Genomic DNA, 22,946 nt, shown 5'->3' on the forward strand with positions numbered 1-22,946 from the left:
ATGAGAATCTGGCTTGGCGCCCTACTATTACTCGCTTTTTCCGGCCTGGCGCAGGCACTGGACATTCAGAGCGACACCATCTATCCCAAGGTCAAACTGGAAACCACCATGGGTAATATAGTGGTCGAGCTGGATCGTAAGCGTGCCCCCATCACGGTAGATAACTTTCTCACCTATGTGGTCAAGGGCCACTACGACAACACCCTGTTTCACCGCATCATCCCTGGCTTCGTGGTGCAGGGCGGCGGCCTCAATCCCAAGCTGGAAGAGAAGCCCTATGGCAAGCCTATCGTTAACGAGTCGGGCAATGGCCTGAGCAACGGCCTGGGCACCATCGCCATGGCCCGCGAAGACGATCCTCACTCGGCGACCGCCCAGTTCTACTTTAACGTCGGCGACAACAAGCGTCTGGATCCCTCTAAGCGTCGCTGGGGTTATGCCGTCTTCGGTGAAGTCACCGAGGGGATGGAAGTGCTGGAAGCCATGGCCGAAGTAGAGACGCAGATCAATACCAAGCTGGGCTGGCCCGACTTCCCCGTGCAGCCGATCATCCTCAAGAAGGCAACCCTGTTACCTAGACAGTAAGTAAAGGTTAGCGGCCTAAGATAAACATAAGGCTTTGCATTCATTCAAAATTAATGGCACTTTAATTCAAGATTGATGTTTCTTTCATTAAAGTGCCATAAATCAGAACATTAAATTTTTTATCTCAGACAACTGGCGTTCAATCCACTGGCTATACTTAGGCCTGTAGTAGCAAGGAGGCGGACGATGACACCCAATGAGTTCATCGATAATAAAGCGCCCCAGCTGGCTCAATATGGAAAAGCGTTTTTAAATAATCAACTCGATTTCAATGAGATCCAGCTTTACTTATGGGACACCCTTGAAGAGTGGGCACAGTTCAATCATCAGGGTGATGCGCAAACCGATATAGAGCGAGTGTTTTGGCACTTGATACACGCCTTCGACAGGTGGCCCGACTGGACCATACGGGGCAATCAGTTCTTGCGAAAGCAGATAGACGATTGCTGCGATTTTCTCAGTCTCGGCGGCACCTGCCCAAGTTGTTGTGTCGGTACCAGGCCAAGCTCAATGTCATAGCGACTACCTTTATTAAGATAAGTCGAAAAAAAGCCAAGCTCAGTCTTTCGGGACTGGGCTTTTTTCATGACTGATTTTTCACTTTTTATTTGCGGCGCCAGCGTTTAAGCTAACCCCACCTAGCCTGACAACGCCGACTGCTATTTTGATTGCATCCCGAGTTTCCCGATTGCGAGACGCCCTTACCATCTATTTCCACAAGCGGGTTTTGATCCTGCTGTTTCTCGGCTTCTCCGCCGGCCTCCCCTTGATGCTGGTGTTCTCCACCCTCTCCTTCTGGCTGCGGGAAGCCGGCATAGATCGCACCGCCATCGGCTACTTCAGCTGGATAGCCCTCGCCTATGGCTTTAAGTGGGCCTGGTCGCCTCTGGTAGATCGCATGTCGCTGCCCTTTTTCACCCAAATATTGGGACGACGCCGCGGCTGGATGCTCTTCGCCCAAATGCTGTTGGTGGTCGCCATCTTAGGCATGAGCCAGAGTGACCCCTTGGCCGACCTAGAGCGCCTGGCGCTATTCGCCCTCATGGTCGCCTTTGCCTCGGCCACCCAAGATATTGTGATCGATGCCTTTCGTATCGAATCGGCGCCGCAGAGGATGCAGGCCGCCCTCGCCGCCGCCTATCAGGTGGGCTATCGCAGCGCCATGATTGTCGCCACCGCCGGTGCCCTGACCATAGCCGCCTGGGTCGACCCCAATAGCGAGACCTATGATCTCGCCTCCTGGCAGACTGCTTACCTGGTCATGGCTGGCCTGATGTTTATCGGTATCTTCACCACACTGCTGAGCAGCGAACCCAAGGTCGAGGCTAAGGAGGCGGACCAGATAGAATCAGACCTGAAGCAGAGCCTATCAGAGCGCTACCCTAGGCCCGTGGCCGCCGCAGCCTCCTGGCTCTATACCGCCAGCATACTGCCCTTCATCGATTTCTTTAAGCGTTACGGCCGCAGCGCCATACTGATCCTGCTGCTAATCTCCTGCTACCGGATCTCAGATATCGTCATGGGGATCATGGCCAACGTCTTCTATGTGGACATGGGCTTCTCTAAGACGGAGATAGCCACCCTCAGTAAGGTCTACGGCCTGATCATGACCCTGGTGGGCGCTGGCGCCGGCGGCATGCTGCTGGCCCGCTACGGCACCATGAAGATCCTCTTCCTAGGCGCCTTCATGGTGGCGATCACCAATCTGCTCTTCGCCTATCAGGCGATGATTGGCTACAACCTAGAGCTATTGACTGTGGTGATCTCCATCGACAACTTCAGCGCCGGAGTCGCCACCGCGGCCTTTATCGCTTATCTCTCCAGCCTGACCAGCAGTGGCTACAGCGCGACTCAGTATGCCCTGCTCTCCTCCATCATGCTGCTGTTTCCCAAGTTTGTGGCGGGCTTCTCGGGCCAATACATCGATGCCTACGGCTATGTGAACTTCTTCGTCGCCGCCAGCGTCATCGGCTTCCCTGTGCTGGGGCTGATTGTCTTGGTACAGAAATACGCCCCCCACCCCAATGGCGACGAGCAGACCGAGTCCCTGGACTCGCCAGATGCTCAGCAGGCGAGAGACCAGTAGCCAAGAGATTAGTGAACAAGAGACTAGCAGCCATAAGCTCACTCGTCTCGATAACAGGCAATAAAAAGCCCCGCTCATCGGCGGGGCTTTTTAATCAGAGCTTAACGCTTCTTAAATTGAAGCAGGCGAGAATGATACCAATCACAGTTAGAAAGTGATCAGAAATAGCGCAGAAAAAACGTTCGAGAACAAGGAAGAATTATTGATAAGTAGTTATTCTACAATCAAAAATGATAACACCGTTATCGGACGTTTTAACCAGCTAGAGTGATCAGTTTTTTACTACGATTGGTATTAATCTCTGAAGTTATTGAACTGGAAAGGCTGGCCCAGATCCGATTCTCGGGCAATCGCCATCACCGCCTGAAGATCGTCACGCTTCTTGCCGGTCACTCGAATCGAGTCGCCCTGAATCGCCGCCTGCACCTTAAGTTTGCTGTCTTTAATCAGCTTCACCAGCTTCTTGGCCACCAGGCTGTCGATCCCCTCTTTAAAGGTCACCTTGAGCGAGAAGGTCTTGCCACTGTGAATCGCTTTCTCGGCAACATCCATAGAGGCTGGGTCCACGTTACGCTTGCTCAGCTGATTGCGCAGCATGTCGACCATCTGCTGGCACTGGAAATCAGACTCAGATGACAGGGTCACCTGATGATCTTTATAGGAGACTTCGCTCTCGACACCGCGAAAATCGAAACGGCTATCCAGTTCGCGGCGCGTATTGTCTACCGCGTTACGCAGTTCAACTTCGTTTACTTCCGATACGATATCCATCGAAGGCATATTTATCTTCCTCTATTTAGGGCCTGTTGATCTTTGCTGTTTGTTTTTGCAGCAGTTTGCAGGTGATTTATACAAGGTAGAGCCTGTGTCGTGTAGTATCCTACACAAACTGGCGATAACGCCGTAGAAATGGCCTACAAACGCTTCCCAACGGGTTCATCTAAACGCGTGCTGCAATTCACATAGAGTAACTATGCTTCATAGCTCTCGCCTCGCGCAAAACGCGTTTAGAATGAACAAAAATTAAACTTAAAAGTTCAACAGGCCCTAACCACTTTATCTGCCCGCTAGTTTACCCGCTCGGGCCTGTGAGCGCCAAAAATTCTTAATGTTACAACAGGCGTTTCTTAATGACTTTAAGATGACATTTTCCTATGATTGGGCAAAACCACTTAACCTAAGCGACCCGTGAATTCTCGAAAAACCTTTTTTAAGATAGCGCTTCTTCTTGCCATCATAGTGATCAGTTACCTGGTATTCTCCCGCCCTAACTACCCACAAGTGATCCCGCACATGGATAAGGTAGGCCATCTGGGCAGCTTCTTCTGTCTGGCGCTATTGACCCATCTCGCCTTCGAGCCTAAGTGGTACAGCCTAGCAGGCATACTGGCCGGCTATGCCCTCTTTATCGAACTGGTGCAGTCTCGCCTGCCCTATCGCAGCGCCTCCACCGCCGATTTCATCGCCGACATGGTGGGTGTGCTGCTGTTCTACTTCGGCCTCTGGCTCTACCGCCGCTATATTAAAGCCGCCGTGATCGGTAAAACCCGAGCTAAGACCCAGTCATGACGACAAGTGATATAACTCATACGGGTAAGATAGTCATCCTGGGCGCAGGCGCCATAGGTCAGCTGATCTTCCACCAGCTATCAACCTATGGACTCTCGCCCACGCTGCTGGGTAGAGACGCAAACGCGGATAGCCAGATGCTGGAATTTACCAATCTCGATGGCGAGACAGTTACACGCCAGGCACAGTTTATCGACAAATCAATGCTTGCCAGCTGCGAGCTGCTGATCGTCTGCGTCAAGGCCTATCAGGTCGAGGCGGCCCTGCTACCACTATTAGATGCCCTCCCGACCGAAGCGCACTTACTCTTGCTGCACAATGGCCTGGGCCCACACCTTAGCGTGGCGCCCCATCTAGCTGGTCGTGGCCTTAGCCTGGGGACCACCTCCCAAGGCGCCCTGAAACAGGGGAGATGGCAGATCAGACAAACCGGTGCTGGGCTGACACAAGTTGGTCACGCCCAGGGACCAAGGCTTGCGGACAATCTTCGCCGGGCGCTGCTTGGGGCGATCCACAACAGCGAGTGGTGCGAACCGATTCTGCCCATGCTGTGGCAGAAACTCGCCATCAATATCGCCATCAACCCACTGACCGCCATCAACGACTGCCGCAACGGCGAGCTGGCCGGTGCTGAGTTCGAACCAACCATATTTGCGCTTGTCCAGGAGGTGGTTACCGTGGCAAACGCCGATGGGATAGCACTGGACCAAACGCAGCTGACCGAGCGCGTCTATCAGGTGATCCAGCTTACCGCTAGCAACTACTCCTCCATGCACCAGGATATCCACCATGGCCGCCAGACGGAAATAGAGGCGATCACCGGCTACCTGCTGAGCCGCGCCGCCGAGCACGGCATAGCCACACCGGCCAACCAGGCCATCTACCACCAGCTAAAATCCCTCGAGCGGGGCGACTAACTCCAAGTATTAAGCGGTGCAATAACCGACTCTCTAGTCAGCTCTCTAACCAGCTATCTAGTAAGCTCTCTAGTCAGCTCTCTAACCAACTCTCTAGTCATATAGGGGTAGGACAATTTCTGCCCCACCTCGACATAAGCGTCTAGAATTATTCTTAAAAGGCGCGAGGCTCGAGGTGATCGATGAAACGAGAGCAGTGGAACTCTAGGGTAGGTTTTATTTTGGCGGCGGTCGGCTCGGCCATCGGCCTGGGCAACATCTGGCGGTTCCCTTACATGGCCTATGACAACGGCGGCGGCGCCTTCTTCATCCCCTACCTGTTCGCCATGATCACCGCCGGTATCCCCTTTATGATCATGGAATTTAGCCTGGGCCATAAGATAAAGAAGACCTCACCGCGCATCTTCGCCCAGCTCGGCCACACCCTCGGCTTCAGACTCGAATGGCTCGGATGGTTTCAGGTGTTTATCGCCGCGGTGATCGCCGTCTATTATGTGGCCATCATAGGCTGGACCCTCTCCTATCTCGGCTTCTCTTTCAGTCAGGCCTGGGGAGACAATCCCAATGACTTCTTCTTCAATCATTATCTTAAACTCGGCAACAACTCCCCCTCTCACTTGGGCGAGTTTCAAATCGGCATAGCTATCGCCATGAGCATCGCCTGGCTGATGACCTTTATGGCGGTCTTTACCGGCGTCAAAGGGGGGATTGAGCGCGCCAACAAGATCATGATGCCCATGCTGTTTATCATGGTGCTGGTACTTATCGGCCGTATCCTGTTTCTGCCCGGCGCCCTATCGGGGCTCAACTATTTGTTCGAGCCCGACTTTAGCCGGCTGCTGGATGCCCAGGTCTGGTCCGCCGCCTACGGCCAGATCTTCTTCACCCTCAGCGTCGGCTTCGCCATCATGCTCGCCTACTCCAGCTACCTGCCCACCAAGGCGGACATCAACAACAACGCCTTCATGACGGTACTGATCAACTGTGGCTTCTCGATTCTGGCGGGGATCTTAATATTCGGCGTGCTCGGCTATATGGCAGAGGAGCAGATGAAACCGCTGACCGAGGTGGTCAGTTCAGGCATAGGCCTGGCATTTGTCACCATACCCACGGCCATCAACCTGATGCCGGCGCCCTATATTCTCGGGCCCCTCTTCTTCATCGCCCTGGTGATTGCCGGACTGAGCTCTCACATCTCCATCATAGAGGCGGTGACCAGTGCGGTGATCGACAAGTTTCATGTGCGCCGCAAGCCCGCGGCCGTGCTGGTGTGTAGCCTTGGCTATCTGGTCTCCATGGCCTTTGCCACCAATGGTGGCCTGCTGCTGCTGGATCTAGTGGACTACTTTATTAACAACATCGCCCTACTGCTCAGCTGCCTGCTGGAGCTGGTGATCATCACCTGGCTGCTCAAGGTGACTGTGATCCACCAGCATGCCAATGAAAATTCGGAGTTTAGGATCGGCGGCTGGTTTGTTGTCTGTCTGCGCTTCATCAGCCCGGCGATTCTGGCCACCATATTGGCGAAGAACCTCTACAACACCTTAGTCAACGGTTATGGCGACTACCCCATTGCCGATCAGCTCTTCTTAGGCTGGGGCCTAGTGGGCACCATGCTCTTCTTTGCGGTGCTGATTAACTTCACCAGCAAGTCGCCTGGCTATCCAGATCAAACTCCGGGAGGTAAACCATGAGTCACAGCGCCCTTATCATGATGCTGTTTGCCCTGACGCTGACCTGGGGCGGCGCCGCCTTGTGTATCGGCATCGCCATCAAGCGCAAACAAAAAGAGGAGGCCGACGATTAGCCGGCCTCCTCTTACTCATTTCACCAGAGTCAGTTCAAGCAGATCAGCCCAGCTGACCTATCTGCTGCAGGCTGAAGGCGGTCAGAGGGTCTATCTCCTTGACCAGCTCCTCAATCTTGATGATCGCCTCCAGTGACCCGCTGTCTTTGCGGTAGGATAGATAGATGGGACGATTCCAGGGCTCCACCCCTTCCACTAGATAGAGCTGCTTAGATTGCAGGAACGGCTCGACGATAGACAGCGGCAGATAGGCCGCCCCCGCCTTATCCAGAATAAAGTCCAGCGCAATACGCCCGGTGGAGGTACGCAGATAAGGTGGCGGCATACGATAGTGGCGCTCGGCGTGCTCGGAGGCAAAACGTGTACCCCAATCTACATAGACATACTTGTCGCTCAGCGCCTCGCTCTGATCGCAGGGGCGGGTCGAGACCAATACCAGGATAAGGTCGGCCACCTGCTTACACACCAGCTCCTCCGACTTAAGCGGGTCGAAGGCGAAGGCCATGTCTAGGGTGCGCTCCAGCAGGTTACGGTTGAGCTGCTCGCGACTCAGCGCCTCGGCCAGGAAGCCATAGCCACCGAAGGCATCGGTCACCTTACTCAAACAGTGCTGCAGATAGGCATCCCAGATATTGGGCGTCCCCGCCATGGTCAGCTGCAACGCCTTATGATTGGTCAGCGCCAACTCGTTCTTCGCCTGCTCCAGGGTGCTCACCATCACTTCGGCGTAGGGCACCAAACGCTCACCCGAGGTGGTGAGTTGAATGCTGTTGCGATTGCGCACAAACAGGGCGGAGTCGAAGAAGGACTCCAGCTGCTTAATACGGGCGCTCACGGCCGCCTGGGTGATATAGAGATTCTCCGCCGCACGGCCGAAATGCCGGGTTCTGGCCACCTCTAAAAAGGTCTTAAATACTTTGACGTCCATTTTATTCTCTCGGTCAATTTCACCGAGAGAATAACAACTAATCCTAATGGTGACGATAAAAAAGTTTTGTTTCTCTTTTAACGACAAAAATCATAATTTCGCGATCGAAAAACCCTGTAGTTACAGCGTTGCTATCACAGTGAGAGGTTGTTATGTCAGAAGATTCATTTCGTTTTGGTCAAAAGCGTTTTTTTGATGACAAAAACTTTCCCCGCGGCTTCAGTAAGTCCGGAGAGTTCACCTTGTCTGAAGCTGAATTGTTGAGCCTATATGGCGACACTATGCAGGCCTTTGAAGCAGGCGATCTCGAGCCTGAAACTGCAGAGGAAAAACACTTTGTTAAGGTACTAAAACACCCCAACAAGGCTAATACCAAGCTTGAGCATGTATGGTTGAAATACACTAAGCTTACCCGCGAACCAAAAAAGTTCCACACCCTAAACAGCACGACTAACAAGCGTGTTGAACAGTATGAATATGTGGAATCTCCCCCAGAAGATGAGGTTGCTTAAAGAATGCACATCTGTTTTTTGATGTACCCGTGGGAGCGTATCGATCCTGAAACCGATACCACCCTGAGATTAGTTCATGAGTGCGCGCAGCGTGGTCATACCGTTGCCATCACCACGACCAGTGGCCTGACCATTCGTGACAGTAGCGTCTACGGGTTTTGTCAAATCATCAAGAAAGGGATGAAGATATCGGACAACATTCCCCGCTTTTACCGCTCCGCCGAATTTCATAAGGCGCGCCTGCCCATGGCCGGCTTCGACTGCATCTTTATGCGCGCCAATCCGCCGCTGGATAACCTGGCGCTTAACTTCCTGGATTCGGTAAAGGGCGACACCCTGATCATCAACGATCTCGAAGGGTTAAGAGTCGCTAACAACAAACTCTACACAGCCAGCATGAGCGGTGCGGCGAGCCAGTATATTCCTGCCACCCACGTGTCGAAGAACCGCGACTACCTGCAACGTGTGCTGGAAGAGAGCGAAAGCGATAAGATGATCCTTAAGCCGCTCAACGGCTTCGGTGGTCATGGCGTTATCGTGATCGAAAAGAGCGCCCGCCAAAACTTCAGCTCGTTGCTGGACTTCTATATCGGCACCGACGAGCAGAGCAACTATGTGATCCTGCAAGATTACATCGAAGGCGCCGAGGAAGGCGACAAGCGCATCCTGATGCTCAACGGCGAGCCTATTGGCGCCATGCGCCGCGTACCCGCCTCTGGCGAGTTCAGATCTAACGTCCATGCCGGCGGAAGCGTGGTCAGACACACAATCACCCGCGAAGAGCGTGAGCTGTGCGCCGCCATCGGTCCTAAGCTGGTGCGCGACGGCCTCTACTTCACCGGCCTGGATGTGATCGGCAACAAGCTGGTCGAGGTTAACGTCCTCAGCCCGGGCGGCATCACGCGTATCAACAAGCTTAACCGCGTCCGCCTGCAGAAGCAGGTGATCGATTTCGCCGAAAACATCATCAACTCCAAAGAGCTATTGGTGCAACGTAAGAGTGCATATCGTCAAGCGGTAGAAAATGCAAATCTATAGTCTCGACCAGATGCTCTCCCTGATTAAACGCGGGGAGACATTCTCAGGCCAGCTGGCCTCCTCTGGCTGTGTGATCACCATCCAAGAGTATCTGCCCGTAGTGTGCACCGCGATCCACGCGGGGCACAACCTGCGCCCTGAACTGATCAAATTATGTCAGCTGAGCGCCGAGGAGCGTTACTTCGAGGAAGATCCCTTCACCGACGAGGTGATCGCCTCGCAGCCCATTACCCTGGCGGGCAGCGATTCACGCTTCGAGTACGATCTCAATCGCCCTAAGAGCCTGAGTACCTATTACAAGTCCGCCTGGATGAAGCAGGTGTGGCGCAAGCCGCTAAGCGCCAAGCAGCGCGCCATCAGCCATGCCAAACACCAGGATTTCTATCGACTCTACGAGGCGCTGATCGCCAAGTTAGAGAGCATGTTCGGCATGGTGATCGTGTTCGACCTGCACTCCTACAACTACAAGCGTATCGAGAAGGCGACGCCCGTGTTTAACATAGGCACCTCGCAGATCGATATGGAGCGCTGGGGTAGCGTGGTCCACAAGTTCCAGCGTGAACTCAAGACCATCACTCTGCCCAACGTAGAGGTGGACGCCGAGCTGGACGTGGCCTTCGAGGGCCGCGGCTACCTGATCGCTCATACCAACGCCCGCTTCGACCGCACCTTAGTGCTGCCGACGGAGATCAAGAAGGTGTTCATGGATGAGTTGACCGGCGAGGTCTACCCCATAGTGCTGGACGATCTCAAGCTGGGCCTGAAGAACGCCTTTAGCGCCACCAGTGCCTACTTCCAGCGCAAGCTCAATCGCCAGAGCAAGACCCGTAGCGCCGACATGCTCAGCAGCGCCATCGAGCCCGAGGTGCTGGAGATAGACGCCACTCTGTTCCGCCTGGCACAGAAGGTCGACACGCTAAAGTATGTCAACCCGACCAACCTGGCGGCCGAGCGTCGACGCTTCATGAAGGCGCCGAGTCGTTTCAAGCCAAATTTTGCCTATCGTCAGCTGCCTATCGATGCCAACGAGTTCAAGTATCGCCTCTATCGTCTGCCCATAGACAATATTGCCGATCCCGCGCTCAAACAGCTCTACAAGGATATCGTTAACAAGCTGGGCGAGCAGATAGATCTCCTGACCAGTGTCGGTCAGGAAGGCTTCGTCTACAACTCGCTGCGTTATCATGGCCGCCCGGATAAGAGCGCCATCGCCAACGCCAAGTTCCTGCTGTACGCCAAGGAGATCCCCGAAGAGAGAGGGGAAAGCCTGGATGCCCATCAGGTGTGCGAGATGATGAAGCAGAGCGCCGAGCAGTGGCAGATGCGCTGTAAGATTGGCCTCAGCGGTGCCATCGTCGCCCGCGCCATGGTCAGCTCAAATCCGGCGCAGCTGGCGATCAGCACCCATGCCCAGTTCCACGAGAGCGAGGTGCAGCGGCTGATCCAACATGAGCTTGGAGTGCACATGGCCACCACGCTCAACGCCAAGCAGCAGTCGCTCAAGGTGCTGCGTCTGGGCCTGCCCGGCTCGACCTATACCCAGGAAGGCCTGGCGATTTTGGCGGAGCTTAAGGCGGGCTTCATGGCCCACTCACGCCTCAACACCCTGGCGGCGCGCGTGCTGGCGGTAGACTCAATGCTCAAGGAGCAGGACTTCTATCTCACCTACAGCTATCTCATCGATGAGCTGGAGATGGACAAGGATGAAGCCTTCATAACCACGGCCCGCGTCTATCGCGGCGGCGGCTTCACTAAGGACCACCTCTACCTGAGCGGCTTCCTGGATATGTTACACCTGTCTAAGACCCGCAGCCTGGACAACCTACTCGTGGGTAAGACCAGCGTGCAATACCTGGATCTGCTCGACGAGCTGGTGCAGCGCGACTGGCTGGTGCCGCCTAAGTACAACGTCATCCCGACCAGTAACTTAGAAGAGAGCCCTAGCCTCAACTACCTGATCGAGAGCCTGCGCAGCTAAGCAAACTCTTTCTCGGTCGCTCGTCATGGCGGCAAGGTTAATGCCTGCCGTCATGACGCTTACTTATCCTATGCTCTCTCAAAGCTCAGTTTTCACGTCTCACATCGCCCGCTCTCATCCCCTGATAGGCACTGTGAACAGGTACTACAACAATTGCAGCAAGAACCAGCCCAAAATAAAGAGAGTGTGAAGTGGCAAACTTTGCAAGCACTCGGATTTGCCTTAGGCTAGTGCTTTCTCCCAAAGATGCATAATTCCATGCTAAAACATCTATTTCCCAGTAGCGCCAAGGGCGCCCTGCTCCTCTATGGTCTGCTGCTTACTCTGGTGCTTATCTCGGTTCACCTTATCGATCGCCAACTGGCGGATCTGATGCATGCCCAGCAGCTGTCACACCCAGCGCTAAAACTTTTGAGTAAGACCCCCTTGCTACTGGAGTTTCTCGCCGGGCTGACCATATTCGCCTGCATCAGCGAGCGCTTTCGCGCCAAGTTCCAGGCCCTCGCCATTGAGTTGGTGCTCACCCTGGCGCTGGCCTTCTCGATTCGCTGGGTCGCCAAACTGCTCTTTGGCCGCACTTGGCCTGAGAGCTGGATAACCCTGGGCGAGGGCCATAATCCCTCCTGGGTAGCCGATCGTATCGAGGCGTTTCATCCTTTTGCCCAGGGGCTCGCCTATGATTCCTTCCCCTCGGGCCATGCACTGCTAACCTTCGCCCTCGCCTTCACCTTCTGGCGCCACACGCCTAAGCTGATGCCCCTCTGGCTTGCCTGCATGTTTGCCGTCATCGCCGGACAGTTGAGCCTCAACTATCACTATCTCGGGGATCTACTGGCCGGAGCCAGCTTTGGTCTGTTGGCCAGCCAATTGGCGCTGACGCTACACAACTCCCTCAAGGGACGAATGGCAAGCTTGACCTAGGACAGGTGCGCCGCAACCTATGTAAAAAAAACGTTAAACCATCCTGTATTTATTGGTAAAAAAGGCGTAATTTTAAGGATGTCGCCGCATTTTATTCTACTATTGTCTAAGGCCTCAGCCTTAATTCGAGACGGAAAAAAACCATGAGAGAAGTTAATTTTCGCACCATAGACAAACTCTTCATCAAGATGTCTATTAACGATAAATTTTGGGTCATTGGGGCGCTGTTTTTCATCGCCATCACCTGCATCGGCGTCAGCCGCTATCAAGGCAGCATAGATGCCATAGAGCAAGCCTCGATGACGGCGCTGGAAAGTGAGCTATCTGGCATGGTACGCGCCCTGGAAACCAGCGGCCAGACCGATAAGTTTGCCAGCCTGAATATCCAGCCCAGCGGCCAGGCAAGCTCAAGCCGCAGCCAAGACAGCGTCACCGCCGTGGTACGCAGCGCCGCGGGGCAAAACCTGTCGCTGACGCAGAATGTCGCCAGCCGCGAGCGCGACGCCAAACAGTCGGCCCTCTACAGCCTGCTGCTCACCTATCTCTGGTTACTGCCATTTTCCGTCCTGCTCTACTGGAACGCCACCTTCATCGGCGGTGCCCTCTGGGTGCTGTGGACCACCACCAAGAATATCGCCAAGGGTGACCTCACCTCACGCCTGGGCTTTCACCCGGGTCGTGACGAGTTTGGCACCATAGGCTGCGCACTGGACAACGCCATGGACACACTCACCGAGCTTGTGGTCACGGTGAAAGATAATGCCGAGACATTGCATCACACCGCCAGCTCCTTCGCCTCGGAGAATCAGGAGAGCGAGCGCCAGATTGAGCAGCAATACCAATCCCTCGATTCGGTTGCCACCGCCATGGAGGAGATGACAGCCTCCGCCGGTGAAGTATCCAACATCTCCAACAGCTCGGTGGAGAAAGTGGAGCAAAACTCACAGTCTATCCGTCAGAGCTATGAGCGGGTGCAGAAGGCGATCAAGGATATTGAGCAGCTGTCTGGCTTTATCGAGCAGACCTCAGATTCGGTCAGCACCCTCAAGGTCAACGCCACCAAGATCAACGAAGTGATCACCACAATCAACGCCATCTCGGAGCAGACCAACCTGCTGGCGCTTAACGCCGCCATCGAGGCCGCCCGCGCCGGTGAGATGGGCCGCGGCTTCGCCGTGGTTGCCGACGAGGTGAGAACCCTGGCCAGCCGTACTCAGTCGGCCACGGTGGAGATCCAGGCGATGATCGAGAACCTGCAGCAGGAAACCAATAACATAGATAACATCACCCAGCGCACGGTGAAGCAGGCCGAATCCAGCCAGTCGCTGATCACCGAGATAGGCACAGACGTCAGCGCCATCAACGAATCATCGCAATCGGTTATCGACATGAGCTTCCAGATCGCCGCCTCCTCGGAGGAGCAGAGCGCCGTGGCCAACGATATCGCCTCCGAGTTGAGTGAGATACGCCAGCAGGCCAACGTGATCAAAGAGCTGGCCAACCAATCTTCAATCGGCGTCAGCCAGCTGTCGCAGGCCTCCGAGAGTCTGGGCAAGATCCTCGCCCGCTACCAGACAGCTTAAGTCCGCATCATCCCCAGATGACCAAGATGGCCGCCACTGCGATAAGCAGCAAGGCGGTCATCTCCTTCGGCTTCACCTTCTGCTTGAGATAACTCCCCGCCACAATTAGGGTAAAGAACACCTCAACCTGGCCTAAGGTCTTCACATAGGGCACCGCCTGCAAGGCCATGGCGCTGAACCAGCCGATGGAGCCCAGACAGCTGGTCACGCTGATAGCCAGGGTCAACTTAGGCCGACGCCACAGGGCCGCCAGGGTCTGACGGTCCCGCAAGTAGAGAAACAGCAGCAAGATGACAGTTTGCACGCTTATCACCCACAACAGCACCCAGGCAGCGCTGTGGGGAAAGGGCAGAGTCAGCACCAGGCTCGCCTCTCTGACCCAGAGTGAGGTGAGCGCAAAGGCGCTGCCGCAGGCGAGTCCCAGCAGTAACACCTGAGGCGAGAGCCTGGCAACCCCTGCCCCCTTGCTCATCAGGAGCACGGCCACGGCACCTATCACCACACCGAGCCAACCCAGCAGGCTCAGTTGGGTGCCGAAAAACAGGGCGCCAAACACGGCGGCGACGATCGCCTCGCTCTTGGCAAGGCCTGCGCCTATGGCGAAGTCTCTGAGCTGAAACAGCTTCACCATCAAACCCGTGGCCACAATCTGCATCAAGGCGGCGCCGCACACGAAACCCCAGAATGGGGTGGGAAAAAGCGAGGCGCCAACGGCCTGTTCTGGCGGCAGCCAGATGTAAAGCGCGGCAAGATAACAGGCGGCGATCGGACCAGCCCAAATAAAACGCGCCAGTGTCACCCCGGCGACCTTGACGTCGCGGCTCAGCTGACTCTGCAGGGCATTACGCCAGGACTGCATGAAGGCGGCGAGAAAGGTAAAGACAATCCACATAAGCGACTCTCACAAAAAGGGGCTACTAGCCTAACGCCTAACCGCCAGCCGGGCGAGTGAAAATGCCTCATGGACAGTGAGCCGTGTGATTAAGCCTTGGGACGATGGCAAGCTAAAGCGCAGGTGCCTGAGACAATTTAACGGACAACAAAAAGCCCCGCACAGGCGGGGCTTCAGCATTATGTCGACCTCGATGTCGACCTCGATTAACAGCAGTCTGAGTAAAGGCTCTCTTACTTGCTGGTATCGATTGGGTCGAAAGACTTCACCAGATCGTCGATCGCCTTCATCTGGGTCAAATAGTTTTCCAGCTGATGCAGTGGCAAAGCACATGGGCCGTCACACTTGGCATTGTCTGGATCCGGGTGCGCCTCGATAAACAGACCCGCCAAGCCCAGCGCCATTCCGCTACGGGCCAGCTCTGTGGCCTGGGCACGACGACCGCCTGCGCTATCGGCACGTCCGCCTGGACGCTGTAGGGCGTGGGTCGCATCGAAGATCACTGGGTAACCCGACTGCTTCATCTCATCCATGCCCAGCATGTCGACCACCAGGTTGTTGTAACCGAAGCAAGAGCCGCGCTCACATAGTATGATCTCGTCGTTACCCGCCTCGTTAAACTTGGTGATGATATGACGCATCTCATGGGGCGCCAGGAACTGCGGCTTCTTCACGTTGATGATGGCGCCAGTCTTGGCCATGGCGACCACAAGATCCGTCTGGCGTGCCAGGAAGGCGGGCAGCTGGATAATATCCACCACCTCGGCCACCGGCTGGCACTGGTAGGGCTCGTGCACGTCGGTGATCAGCGGCAGCTTAAAGGTATCTTTAATCTCCTGGAAGATCTTCAGTCCCTCTTCCATGCCTGGGCCACGGTAAGAGTTCACCGATGAGCGGTTAGCCTTGTCGAACGATGCCTTAAACACATAAGGGATCCCCAGCTTCTGAGTAACTTCCGCATAGGTCTCTGCGATCTGCATGGCCAGGTCTCGCGACTCGAGCACATTCATGCCGCCAAACAGGACAAAAGGCTTGTCGTTTGCAATTTCAATGCTACCTAACTTTATGGTTTTATTACTCATCGCTACTTCTCTCTTAAGAAGCCGGGGCAAGCCCGGCAGGAATCAAATTCTTTATTGGGCCACGACCTGCAGTATCTGACCACACACCCACGCCATATAGGTGCCTACAGCATAGCCTAATACGGCCAGGAGTACACCGACAGGTGCCAGCGCCGGATGGAAGGCCGCGGCCACCACGGGCGCCGAGGCCGCGCCGCCGACGTTGGCCTGACTGCCCACCGCCATGTAAAACAGTGGCGCGCGGATCAGCTTGGCCACCAGCAACATGAAACCGGCGTGGACTATCATCCAGATGATGCCGATGGCGAAATACCAGAGGTTGGCCGGGTCAAACAGTTTGAACACATCCATATGCAGGCCGATAGTCGCCACCAGGATATAGAGGAACGCCGAGGCGACCTTAGAGGCGCCCGCCGCCTCGAGATGACGCACAGGGGTAAAAGACATGGCCAGGCCTATGGTTGTCACCGTCACGATCAGCCAGAAGAACTTAGAGGTCAGGCTGTAATCGCGAGTCCAGGGATAGTTGGCCTCGAAGAAGGGCCCAAGGAAATCGGCGATCACATGAGCCAGGCCCGTGATACCAAAACCCACGGCAACTATCATCATCAGATCTCGCAGGCTGGCGATACGGGCGTTTTCGGCGTGATACTTCTCTACCTTCTGCTTGAGGGTCTCGATGGCGCGGGTATCGGCGCCGGTCTTGGCATCGATCTCCTTGGCCTTAGAAGCCATAAACAACAGCACCGCCATCCAGATGTTGGCCACGATCACATCGACCGTCACCATGATAGAGAAGATGTTGCCACCGGCCTCATAGATCTCCTTCATCGCCGCCTGGTTGGCGCCGCCGCCAATCCAGCTGCCGGCCAGGGTAGTCATACCGCGCCAGACCGCATCTGGGCCAGTCACTCCGAGGATCTCAGGGTTGAGGGTCGACACGATAAGTAAGGCAATTGGCCCCCCTATCACTATGCCGACGGTACCGGTTAAAAACATCACGATCGCCTTGGGGCCCAGGCTTAGGATCGCCTTGAGGTCGACGCTTAAAATCAGCAGCACCAGACAGGCGGGTAACAGGTAACGGGAGGCGACAAAATAGAGGTTTGAGGTATCGCCATCCAGGATATTAAAGGAGTTGAGCAGCGAAGGCAGAAAGTAGCACAGCAGCAGCGCAGGAATAAAACGATAAAACTTCACCCAGAATGGGTGCTGGCTGCTGTTGGTATAAAACACGAATCCTAAGATCACCGCCAACAGGCCCAGGCCCGTGGCATCATTGGTGACTAATGCCGTGGCGTCATTGCTGACTAACGCGGTACTGCTCATCTCATCTCCCTTTTATTTTGTATGGGTTATTTATTGTTGTAGTTATAGTGGTGGCCGCTAAAGCCGATTGGCAATCGCGGCAAATTTCGCCCCCGCGGCAGGCCATCCTGGCCTGGACGCTAAGGGTTAATGATAGACCTCAACCTCGTCGTTAAGCTCTTTTAACTGTAATTTGACCAGCTCGGTCACTGGGTCATGGGGACTGTTATCGACAAAGTGTCGCAGGTCCGCCGCCGCGACGCTGATACAACCTAGCTGCTGGGCGATAAAGGCCCGCTCCCGGTTAAGATTCAGATCGTCTTGGTGCCACTGCAGCAATAAGTTACAGCACTCCATGGCGCTCTCAAACTTGCTCGCCAGGATGGCGCCGGCCTTGAGCTCATGCAGCATGCGTGACAGCAGGCGCTTGAGGCTCGCAGGCTTCAGATAACGCGGCTTAAAGGGCGCGCCATTACCTAACTCGCCGCGCACCAACACGTGAAGTTGATGACGAGTCAGGGATTGCCCGGTGAGCGGGTCGATATAGCGAACCTTATCGTCGATACGACAGCTCAGCACTGTGGTGCCCGGCAACAGCAGCGGCTGCAACACCAGGTCCAGCTGCTTACCCAGCAGCATAAGCACGCTTGCCAGCGTGGTACTGTTCCCCTGCCGCGTGGTGATGCAGCTGGCGAGATCTGCCGCCTCGATACTGAAATAGGACTCTCGCGCACAGAAGCCGAGATCCTGATAGAACCACTGCAACAGCGCCTCGAGACGGGCTTCTCTGTCGACCAGATAGTGGCTAAGTACAGCGCCTGCCAGTTCAAACCAGGCCCACTTAGCCGCTTCCTTATCGGAAAATCCCAGATGCTCGGAAATATCAAAGGCGCTCTCTGGAAGGGAGAGCGCCTCGTTTAAGATCAGGTTTGTCATTAGCTCATTAATATTGCTTGTTTAAACATGGCAATTTTCGCAGCGTACATCACCCAGGCCAGCGCGCCTAGGGCGGCGAAGGTCTTGAAGAGTTTGTTACGGTTAGCCTTAAGCGAGATAGCCGCCAGGAAGATGTAAGCGATCACTGCGCCTATCTTCTCGGTCAACCAAGCATCCTGAAACGGATACTGCTTGATGATGAAGCATAAGGTTAGGCCGGAGAGCAGCAGGAAGGTATCGATCACATGGGGCGCGATCTTAACAAATTTCTTGTCCATGATGGCTGATTGTTTAAGATGCAGCACAAATCGTACGATAAAAAACAGCACACTCACGGCAATCAGGGTGAGGTGTATATGCTTAATAGCTGGGTATAAACTGTCCATTATATCTTCTTTCGTGGCTCGCAAAGGCGCTAGTGTACCCGATCAAAGGCCGGGGCACCAATATCATACTCTTGATTCTTAGCAATAATGCCGCCAGATAATTTTCATACAGGAAACGTCACTTGAACACTGATAGCAAAATTAACTTTACCCATGATGACTCCGATGAATTCGCCGACAGGGTGAAACAAAAAATCGCCGAGTTTAACTGGCAGCGTTGGGAGGTGAGCGAGCGCTTACCCCTGGGGCTTAAGCTAGAGAATGAGGCGGGAGAGATGGTCGCCGGCCTGTCGGCGCGCACATTCGGCAACTGGCTGATGATAGATAACTTCTGGGTGAGCGAGTCGCTCAGAGGACAACAGATCGGCAGCCAGATGTTAGAAGAGGCCGAACGTATCGCCAGGGAACGCGGCTGCATCTACGCCATCTTGGACACCCTAAACTTTCAGGCACGTCCCTTCTACGAGGCCAGAGACTATCGACTTGAGTGGACTCAGGAGCAATACCCTAAGACGGGCTGTAAATACTTCATGACCAAGACGCTCTAAGCAATTAAATCTAAGCGAGCAAATCTAAGCTAACCAAGCTTAGAGAATCAATTTTGACCGCCTGAGGCTTCTTCAAACATTAACGGCCTCTCTTTTAAGCGCTACTGGCCCTCGGCTTCTTTTAACGCCTTGGCCCGCTTCTCGGCCTCCTGCTGCATCAGGGCGTTCATCTCCTTATCGAAGGTGGCGATTTCATCCGGGCGGGTCGGCACCTTAGGACCTGTGCCTTGAGTGGCCTCCAGGGCCGCCTCGGTCTGCTCGCTGAGCACAGGTTGCTTGGCGAGTTGCTGATAATACAAGAGGCCGATGATTAACAAGGCCAGTAACATAGCGATCATTTTCATGGTGTTTTCCTGAGACGCTAGGTCAGCCCTAGCCTGCGACCTGTTGAGTATGGACTATCCTGGGAGGCATTAAAACAGAACGACAATATTACGAAAAGAAAACGCCACAGGCTCAGGCCCATGGCGTTTTTAGTGTCGCGCGGTGAGGTGCTATTGCTGCGGCTTAAGCTAAGAAGCTACCAAATCCAACTATCTTGGCCAGCGACCCAGGGTACACCTGTCGTTGCTGCCAAAATCGCGTACTGTAGCGACCGCCTCGTAACCCAGCTCGATCATCTTATCGCGCACCGTAAGAGCCTGGCCGAAACCATGCTCAAGCAGCAGATAGCCGCCGGGCGCCAGATAATCGCGAGCGGCCTCGGCGATGTAGAAGAGATCCGCATAGCCATGTTCACCTGCGGTGAGCGCGCTATGGGGTTCGAAGCGCACGTCCCCTTGGGACAGGTGCTCATCTTCCTCATCGATATAGGGCGGATTGGAGACGATCAGGTTGAAGTCATAACGATTGATGGCGTCGAACCAATCACTCTGCAGCACCTCCACCTGAGGCAACTTGAGATTGTCGCGGTTGGCCTTTGCCAGGGCGACGGCCTCGAGCACCTTATCTACAGCGGTGATCTGCCAGTGGCTACGCTCGAAGGCCAGCGACAGGGCAATCGCCCCGGTGCCAGTCCCCAGGTCCAGCACCTTAGCATTCTCCGCCAAAGGCAGATTAAGGGCCGTCTCTACCAAAATCTCGGTATCCGGACGCGGGATCAGCGTGGTGGGATTAACCATGAAGGGCAGCGACCAGAACTCCCGTTCGCCGACGATATGGGCGATGGGGGTGCCTAACTCGCGGCGACCAACCATCTGCTTATACTCGGTCACCTGCTCGCTGGTCAGACGCTCATCTGGCCAGGTATAGAGATAACTGCGCTGCTTATGAATGATATGCAGCAGCATCACCTCGGCATCGAGCTTGGCACTGTCAGACACATCCTGGAGTCGAGTCGAGGCCCATTCGAGGGCCTGTGCTAACGTCTGGAACAAAGCATATCCTTAATCACCTAGCGGCAATGATAGCAAGATTAACCTTCGGAAAGGGCTGCTAACATGTCGGCTTGGTTTTCCTGCATCAAGGGGCCGAGGATGGCATCGAGGTCGCCTTCCATCACTTCGCTGAGGCGATAGAGGGTCAAGTTGATTCTGTGCTCGCTCACACGTCCCTGAGGGAAGTTATAGGTACGCACACGCTCCGAGCGGTCACCACTGGCCACCAGGTTACGACGTGTCGATTCCTCTTCGCTGCGGCGCTTCTCATCTTCCACCGCCTGAATACGGGCGGCCAAGACGCTCATCGCCTGGGCGCGGTTTTTATGCTGCGAGCGCTGATCCTGACACTCTACTACGATACCCGAAGGAATATGGGTAATACGGATGGCAGAATCTGTCTTGTTAACGTGCTGACCACCGGCACCTGAGGCGCGGAAGGTGTCGACCTTAAGGTCGGCAGGATTGATTTCGATCGCCTCGGCTTCTGGGATCTCAGGCATTACCACCACGGTACAGGCCGAGGTATGCACACGCCCTTGAGATTCGGTTTCAGGCACGCGCTGTACGCGGTGTCCGCCCGACTCGAACTTGAGCTTGCCATAGACGCCATCGCCTGAGACTTTAACGATGATCTCTTTGAAGCCACCATGTTCGCCTTCGTTGGCGTTCATGATCTCCATCTGCCAGCGGTTTGCCTCGCAATAGCGACTGTACATGCGGAACAGGTCACCGGCAAAGATAGCCGCCTCGTCACCACCGGCACCGGCGCGGATCTCAAGGAAGGCGTTGTTGTCATCTTTAGGATCTTTTGGCAGCAGCAGGATCTGCAGCTCGCCTTCCAAGACGTCCAGGGTCGCCTTGGCTTCTTTAATCTCTTCTTGCGCCATCTCTTTCAGATCGGCGTCATCTTCGGCGAGCATCTCCTGCGCCGAGGCAAGATCTTCTTCTGCCTGACGGTAAGCCTTAAAGCTCTTTACCACGTCTTCGAGTTGAGAATACTCTTTGGACAGAGCGCGAAAACGCTCCTGATCGGCGATGATTTCCGCATCACTCAGCAGCGCCAAAACCTCTTCATTACGCTCAAGCAAGCCTTCGAGCTTGCGAATAACACTGTCCTTCATTACAACGCTAACCTTAGTCTTTATCTAGTCCGAGCGCTGCTCTTAATTGTCCTAAGCTATTGAGGTCACCGCGGCGACTCGCCTGGGTGAGCGCCTGGGTCGGGGCGTGGATCAACTTATTGGTCAACTTGTTCGCCAGTTCCAGTATTAGCTGCTCGCTATCACCACCCTGGGCCAACTTATTGATCGCTCGCTCAACCAACTCATCTCTGATCGCCATGCTCTGGCTTCGGTATTCACGGATGCTGTCGACCGACTCTAGCGATCGAATCCACTCCATGAAATGATGAGATTCCTCTTCAACAATTAATTCAGCTTTCTCGGCCGCCTCACGTCGGGAGGCCATATTCTGTTCAATGATGCTTTGCAGATCGTCAACCGTGTATAAGAAGGCATCGTCCAGATCGGCAACTTCGGCCTCGATATCTCTAGGAACTGCTATATCAACCAATAACATAGGTTGATGACGACGCTGCTTAAGCGCTTTTTCTACCATGCCTTTACCCAGTATAGGTAATGGGCTGGCGGTAGAGGATATCACGATATCGGCCTTAGGGAGAAAATCTGGTATCTGTTCGAGCGTAATTGCCGTCGCACCGAACTCTTCACACATGGCTTCGGCGCGGGAAATGGTACGGTTGGCGACTATCATGGAGTCGACACCATTGTCTTTCAGGTGGCGCGCCACCAGCTCTATGGTCTCACCGGCGCCGATCAGCAGCACCTTAGTGGCGCTCAGCGCCGAGAAAATATGTTTGGCCATGCTCACGGCCGCAAAGGCGACCGATACGGCGGCGGCACCGATCTCTGTCTCGGTGCGCACCTTCTTGGCCACCGAGAAGGTATTTTGGAACAGTCTGTCCATGGTGACGGCAACCGTACCGGCCTCTTTGGCCTTCATGAAAGATTGCTTCACCTGACCTAAGATCTGCGGTTCGCCGAGAATGAGCGAGTCGAGTCCCGACGAGACTCGCATCAGATGCTGTACCACCTGCTGCCCCTGATACTTGTACAGGCAGGGCAATACGTCATCGTGAGATAACTGATGATAAGACTCCAGCCAGCTGATCACATCCGCCTCATCACCCGTGTTGCAATAGAGCTCGGTGCGGTTACAGGTTGAGACGATCACCGCCTCCCCTGTCTTAGTCCGACTGGCAAGACTCTTCATCGCTTCATGAATTTTATCAGGCGCAAACGCTACCTTTTCTCGTAGGTCTACAGTGGCTGTTTTATGATTAATACCGATTGCTACAAGGCTCATCTGACTCTTTCTGGTCTCTAGGGTCTGTTAATCTTGCGAGTTCATTGACTACCGGCCATAGGCCCGAATCATCTCACTTAATGCCAGTCATTCTACGCAATTGAGT

At 54.7% G+C, this 22,946-nt stretch carries 24 protein-coding genes; 13 read left to right on the forward strand and 11 right to left on the reverse strand.

Annotation, left to right across the window (positions count from 1 at the left end; translation table 11 throughout):
- The 3 genes from K0I63_RS14950 to K0I63_RS14960 all read left to right on the forward strand — a co-directional run bounded on the left by K0I63_RS14950 (nt 1) and on the right by K0I63_RS14960 (nt 2,671).
- Nucleotides 1–585 carry a peptidylprolyl isomerase gene (locus K0I63_RS14950; RefSeq protein ID WP_011866687.1) on the forward strand — a complete coding sequence of 195 codons (585 nt, stop codon included), beginning with the start codon at nt 1–3 and terminating at the stop codon, nt 583–585.
- Between the two features lie 186 nt (nt 586–771).
- A complete protein-coding gene (locus tag K0I63_RS14955; protein WP_011866688.1) occupies nt 772–1,104 on the forward strand; it encodes a hypothetical protein in 333 nt (110 codons plus the stop codon).
- Nucleotides 1,105–1,249: 145 nt separating this feature from the next.
- The gene (locus K0I63_RS14960) at nt 1,250–2,671 is read left to right on the forward strand and encodes an AmpG family muropeptide MFS transporter (RefSeq protein ID WP_220081542.1); all 1,422 of its coding nucleotides are present in this window, start codon (nt 1,250–1,252) and stop codon (nt 2,669–2,671) included.
- 294 nt (nt 2,672–2,965) lie between these two features.
- Here the strand turns inward: K0I63_RS14960 and K0I63_RS14965 are convergent, their stop codons facing one another.
- Nucleotides 2,966–3,451, reverse strand: a complete 486-nt coding sequence (locus tag K0I63_RS14965) for a YajQ family cyclic di-GMP-binding protein (protein WP_011866690.1) — start codon at nt 3,449–3,451, stop codon at nt 2,966–2,968.
- 408 nt (nt 3,452–3,859) lie between these two features.
- Here K0I63_RS14965 and K0I63_RS14970 point away from each other — a divergent pair, with 408 nt between their 5' ends.
- From K0I63_RS14970 to K0I63_RS14985, 4 genes are all read left to right on the forward strand, one after another.
- The gene (locus K0I63_RS14970) at nt 3,860–4,240 is read left to right on the forward strand and encodes a VanZ family protein (protein WP_220081543.1); all 381 of its coding nucleotides are present in this window, start codon (nt 3,860–3,862) and stop codon (nt 4,238–4,240) included.
- On the forward strand, nt 4,237–5,157 hold the full coding sequence (locus K0I63_RS14975; protein WP_220081544.1) for a ketopantoate reductase family protein: 921 nt from the start codon (nt 4,237–4,239) through the stop codon (nt 5,155–5,157). The genes K0I63_RS14970 and K0I63_RS14975 overlap by 4 nt, the downstream gene beginning before the upstream one ends.
- 182 nt (nt 5,158–5,339) lie before the next feature.
- The gene (locus K0I63_RS14980; RefSeq protein ID WP_220081545.1) at nt 5,340–6,851 is read left to right on the forward strand and encodes a sodium-dependent transporter; all 1,512 of its coding nucleotides are present in this window, start codon (nt 5,340–5,342) and stop codon (nt 6,849–6,851) included.
- Nucleotides 6,848–6,964 (forward strand): MetS family NSS transporter small subunit, encoded by a 117-nt coding sequence (locus K0I63_RS14985; RefSeq protein ID WP_150099973.1) that lies wholly within the window; start codon nt 6,848–6,850, stop codon nt 6,962–6,964. Before K0I63_RS14980 ends, K0I63_RS14985 begins: the two co-directional genes overlap by 4 nt.
- A gap of 43 nt (nt 6,965–7,007) precedes the next feature.
- On the opposite strand, the gene K0I63_RS14990 is transcribed toward K0I63_RS14985, so the two are convergent.
- Entirely contained in the window at nt 7,008–7,892 is an 885-nt protein-coding gene (locus tag K0I63_RS14990; RefSeq protein ID WP_011866694.1) for a LysR family transcriptional regulator, read from the reverse strand.
- 152 nt (nt 7,893–8,044) lie between these two features.
- Between K0I63_RS14990 and K0I63_RS14995 the strand changes: the two genes are divergently transcribed.
- The 5 genes from K0I63_RS14995 to K0I63_RS15015 all read left to right on the forward strand — a co-directional run bounded on the left by K0I63_RS14995 (nt 8,045) and on the right by K0I63_RS15015 (nt 13,924).
- Nucleotides 8,045–8,404: a MaoP family protein gene (locus K0I63_RS14995; RefSeq protein WP_011866695.1), complete on the forward strand. Its 360-nt coding sequence runs from the start codon at nt 8,045–8,047 to the stop codon at nt 8,402–8,404.
- A 3-nt stretch (nt 8,405–8,407) separates the two neighbouring features.
- Nucleotides 8,408–9,442 carry a glutathione synthase gene (gshB, locus tag K0I63_RS15000; RefSeq protein WP_011866696.1) on the forward strand — a complete coding sequence of 345 codons (1,035 nt, stop codon included), beginning with the start codon at nt 8,408–8,410 and terminating at the stop codon, nt 9,440–9,442.
- Complete coding sequence (locus tag K0I63_RS15005) at nt 9,429–11,420, forward strand: flavohemoglobin expression-modulating QEGLA motif protein (protein ID WP_220081546.1); 1,992 nt, start codon at nt 9,429–9,431, stop codon at nt 11,418–11,420. Before gshB ends, K0I63_RS15005 begins: the two co-directional genes overlap by 14 nt.
- Nucleotides 11,421–11,678: 258 nt before the next feature.
- Nucleotides 11,679–12,341: a phosphatase PAP2 family protein gene (locus K0I63_RS15010; RefSeq protein WP_258406887.1), complete on the forward strand. Its 663-nt coding sequence runs from the start codon at nt 11,679–11,681 to the stop codon at nt 12,339–12,341.
- Nucleotides 12,342–12,484: 143 nt separating this feature from the next.
- On the forward strand, nt 12,485–13,924 hold the full coding sequence (locus tag K0I63_RS15015) for a methyl-accepting chemotaxis protein (RefSeq protein WP_220081548.1): 1,440 nt from the start codon (nt 12,485–12,487) through the stop codon (nt 13,922–13,924).
- 7 nt (nt 13,925–13,931) lie between these two features.
- Here the strand turns inward: K0I63_RS15015 and K0I63_RS15020 are convergent, their stop codons facing one another.
- The 5 genes from K0I63_RS15020 to K0I63_RS15040 all read right to left on the reverse strand — a co-directional run bounded on the left by K0I63_RS15020 (nt 13,932) and on the right by K0I63_RS15040 (nt 18,528).
- Nucleotides 13,932–14,816 (reverse strand): DMT family transporter, encoded by an 885-nt coding sequence (locus K0I63_RS15020; RefSeq protein ID WP_220081549.1) that lies wholly within the window; start codon nt 14,814–14,816, stop codon nt 13,932–13,934.
- 233 nt (nt 14,817–15,049) lie between these two features.
- Nucleotides 15,050–15,898: a 3-deoxy-8-phosphooctulonate synthase gene (gene kdsA, locus K0I63_RS15025; RefSeq protein WP_220043122.1), complete on the reverse strand. Its 849-nt coding sequence runs from the start codon at nt 15,896–15,898 to the stop codon at nt 15,050–15,052.
- Nucleotides 15,899–15,949: 51 nt separating this feature from the next.
- Nucleotides 15,950–17,227 (reverse strand): DUF819 family protein, encoded by a 1,278-nt coding sequence (locus K0I63_RS15030; RefSeq protein ID WP_220081550.1) that lies wholly within the window; start codon nt 17,225–17,227, stop codon nt 15,950–15,952.
- A gap of 126 nt (nt 17,228–17,353) precedes the next feature.
- Nucleotides 17,354–18,142 (reverse strand): transglutaminase family protein, encoded by a 789-nt coding sequence (locus K0I63_RS15035; RefSeq protein ID WP_220078906.1) that lies wholly within the window; start codon nt 18,140–18,142, stop codon nt 17,354–17,356.
- Nucleotides 18,142–18,528 (reverse strand): SirB2 family protein, encoded by a 387-nt coding sequence (locus tag K0I63_RS15040; RefSeq protein ID WP_011866704.1) that lies wholly within the window; start codon nt 18,526–18,528, stop codon nt 18,142–18,144. The genes K0I63_RS15035 and K0I63_RS15040 overlap by 1 nt, the downstream gene beginning before the upstream one ends.
- A 122-nt stretch (nt 18,529–18,650) precedes the next feature.
- Between K0I63_RS15040 and K0I63_RS15045 the strand changes: the two genes are divergently transcribed.
- On the forward strand, nt 18,651–19,076 hold the full coding sequence (locus tag K0I63_RS15045) for a GNAT family N-acetyltransferase (RefSeq protein WP_258406888.1): 426 nt from the start codon (nt 18,651–18,653) through the stop codon (nt 19,074–19,076).
- 101 nt (nt 19,077–19,177) lie between these two features.
- Here the strand turns inward: K0I63_RS15045 and K0I63_RS15050 are convergent, their stop codons facing one another.
- The 4 genes from K0I63_RS15050 to hemA all read right to left on the reverse strand — a co-directional run bounded on the left by K0I63_RS15050 (nt 19,178) and on the right by hemA (nt 22,840).
- On the reverse strand, nt 19,178–19,420 hold the full coding sequence (locus tag K0I63_RS15050) for a hypothetical protein (protein WP_220078907.1): 243 nt from the start codon (nt 19,418–19,420) through the stop codon (nt 19,178–19,180).
- Between the two features lie 189 nt (nt 19,421–19,609).
- Entirely contained in the window at nt 19,610–20,452 is an 843-nt protein-coding gene (gene prmC, locus K0I63_RS15055) for a peptide chain release factor N(5)-glutamine methyltransferase (RefSeq protein WP_220072077.1), read from the reverse strand.
- 38 nt (nt 20,453–20,490) lie between these two features.
- Nucleotides 20,491–21,576: a peptide chain release factor 1 gene (prfA, locus tag K0I63_RS15060; protein ID WP_144203669.1), complete on the reverse strand. Its 1,086-nt coding sequence runs from the start codon at nt 21,574–21,576 to the stop codon at nt 20,491–20,493.
- Nucleotides 21,577–21,589: 13 nt separating this feature from the next.
- Nucleotides 21,590–22,840 carry a glutamyl-tRNA reductase gene (gene hemA / locus K0I63_RS15065; protein ID WP_220081551.1) on the reverse strand — a complete coding sequence of 417 codons (1,251 nt, stop codon included), beginning with the start codon at nt 22,838–22,840 and terminating at the stop codon, nt 21,590–21,592.
- Nucleotides 22,841–22,946 lie beyond the last annotated feature (106 nt).

This window comes from Shewanella rhizosphaerae (assembly GCF_019457655.1).
In the GTDB taxonomy this organism is placed as follows: domain Bacteria; phylum Pseudomonadota; class Gammaproteobacteria; order Enterobacterales; family Shewanellaceae; genus Shewanella; species Shewanella loihica.

Bases quoted from the DNA above. Each gene is read 5' to 3' on its own strand.
- K0I63_RS14950 (WP_011866687.1), top strand. From the start codon at position 1: ATGAGAATCTGGCTTGGCGCCCTACTATTACTCGCTTTTTCCGGCCTG.
- hemA (WP_220081551.1), bottom strand. From the start codon at position 22,840: ATGAGCCTTGTAGCAATCGGTATTAATCATAAAACAGCCACTGTAGAC.
- K0I63_RS15015 (WP_220081548.1), top strand. From the start codon at position 12,485: ATGAGAGAAGTTAATTTTCGCACCATAGACAAACTCTTCATCAAGATG.
- K0I63_RS15005 (WP_220081546.1), top strand. From the start codon at position 9,429: ATGCAAATCTATAGTCTCGACCAGATGCTCTCCCTGATTAAACGCGGG.
- K0I63_RS15030 (WP_220081550.1), bottom strand. From the start codon at position 17,227: ATGAGCAGTACCGCGTTAGTCAGCAATGACGCCACGGCATTAGTCACC.
- K0I63_RS15040 (WP_011866704.1), bottom strand. From the start codon at position 18,528: ATGGACAGTTTATACCCAGCTATTAAGCATATACACCTCACCCTGATT.
- K0I63_RS14990 (WP_011866694.1), bottom strand. From the start codon at position 7,892: ATGGACGTCAAAGTATTTAAGACCTTTTTAGAGGTGGCCAGAACCCGG.
- gshB (WP_011866696.1), top strand. From the start codon at position 8,408: ATGCACATCTGTTTTTTGATGTACCCGTGGGAGCGTATCGATCCTGAA.
- K0I63_RS14995 (WP_011866695.1), top strand. From the start codon at position 8,045: ATGTCAGAAGATTCATTTCGTTTTGGTCAAAAGCGTTTTTTTGATGAC.
- K0I63_RS15035 (WP_220078906.1), bottom strand. From the start codon at position 18,142: ATGACAAACCTGATCTTAAACGAGGCGCTCTCCCTTCCAGAGAGCGCC.
- prfA (WP_144203669.1), bottom strand. From the start codon at position 21,576: ATGAAGGACAGTGTTATTCGCAAGCTCGAAGGCTTGCTTGAGCGTAAT.
- K0I63_RS14955 (WP_011866688.1), top strand. From the start codon at position 772: ATGACACCCAATGAGTTCATCGATAATAAAGCGCCCCAGCTGGCTCAA.
- K0I63_RS14965 (WP_011866690.1), bottom strand. From the start codon at position 3,451: ATGCCTTCGATGGATATCGTATCGGAAGTAAACGAAGTTGAACTGCGT.
- kdsA (WP_220043122.1), bottom strand. From the start codon at position 15,898: ATGAGTAATAAAACCATAAAGTTAGGTAGCATTGAAATTGCAAACGAC.
- K0I63_RS15010 (WP_258406887.1), top strand. From the start codon at position 11,679: ATGCTAAAACATCTATTTCCCAGTAGCGCCAAGGGCGCCCTGCTCCTC.
- K0I63_RS14975 (WP_220081544.1), top strand. From the start codon at position 4,237: ATGACGACAAGTGATATAACTCATACGGGTAAGATAGTCATCCTGGGC.
- K0I63_RS14980 (WP_220081545.1), top strand. From the start codon at position 5,340: ATGAAACGAGAGCAGTGGAACTCTAGGGTAGGTTTTATTTTGGCGGCG.
- K0I63_RS15050 (WP_220078907.1), bottom strand. From the start codon at position 19,420: ATGAAAATGATCGCTATGTTACTGGCCTTGTTAATCATCGGCCTCTTG.
- K0I63_RS14985 (WP_150099973.1), top strand. From the start codon at position 6,848: ATGAGTCACAGCGCCCTTATCATGATGCTGTTTGCCCTGACGCTGACC.
- K0I63_RS15020 (WP_220081549.1), bottom strand. From the start codon at position 14,816: ATGTGGATTGTCTTTACCTTTCTCGCCGCCTTCATGCAGTCCTGGCGT.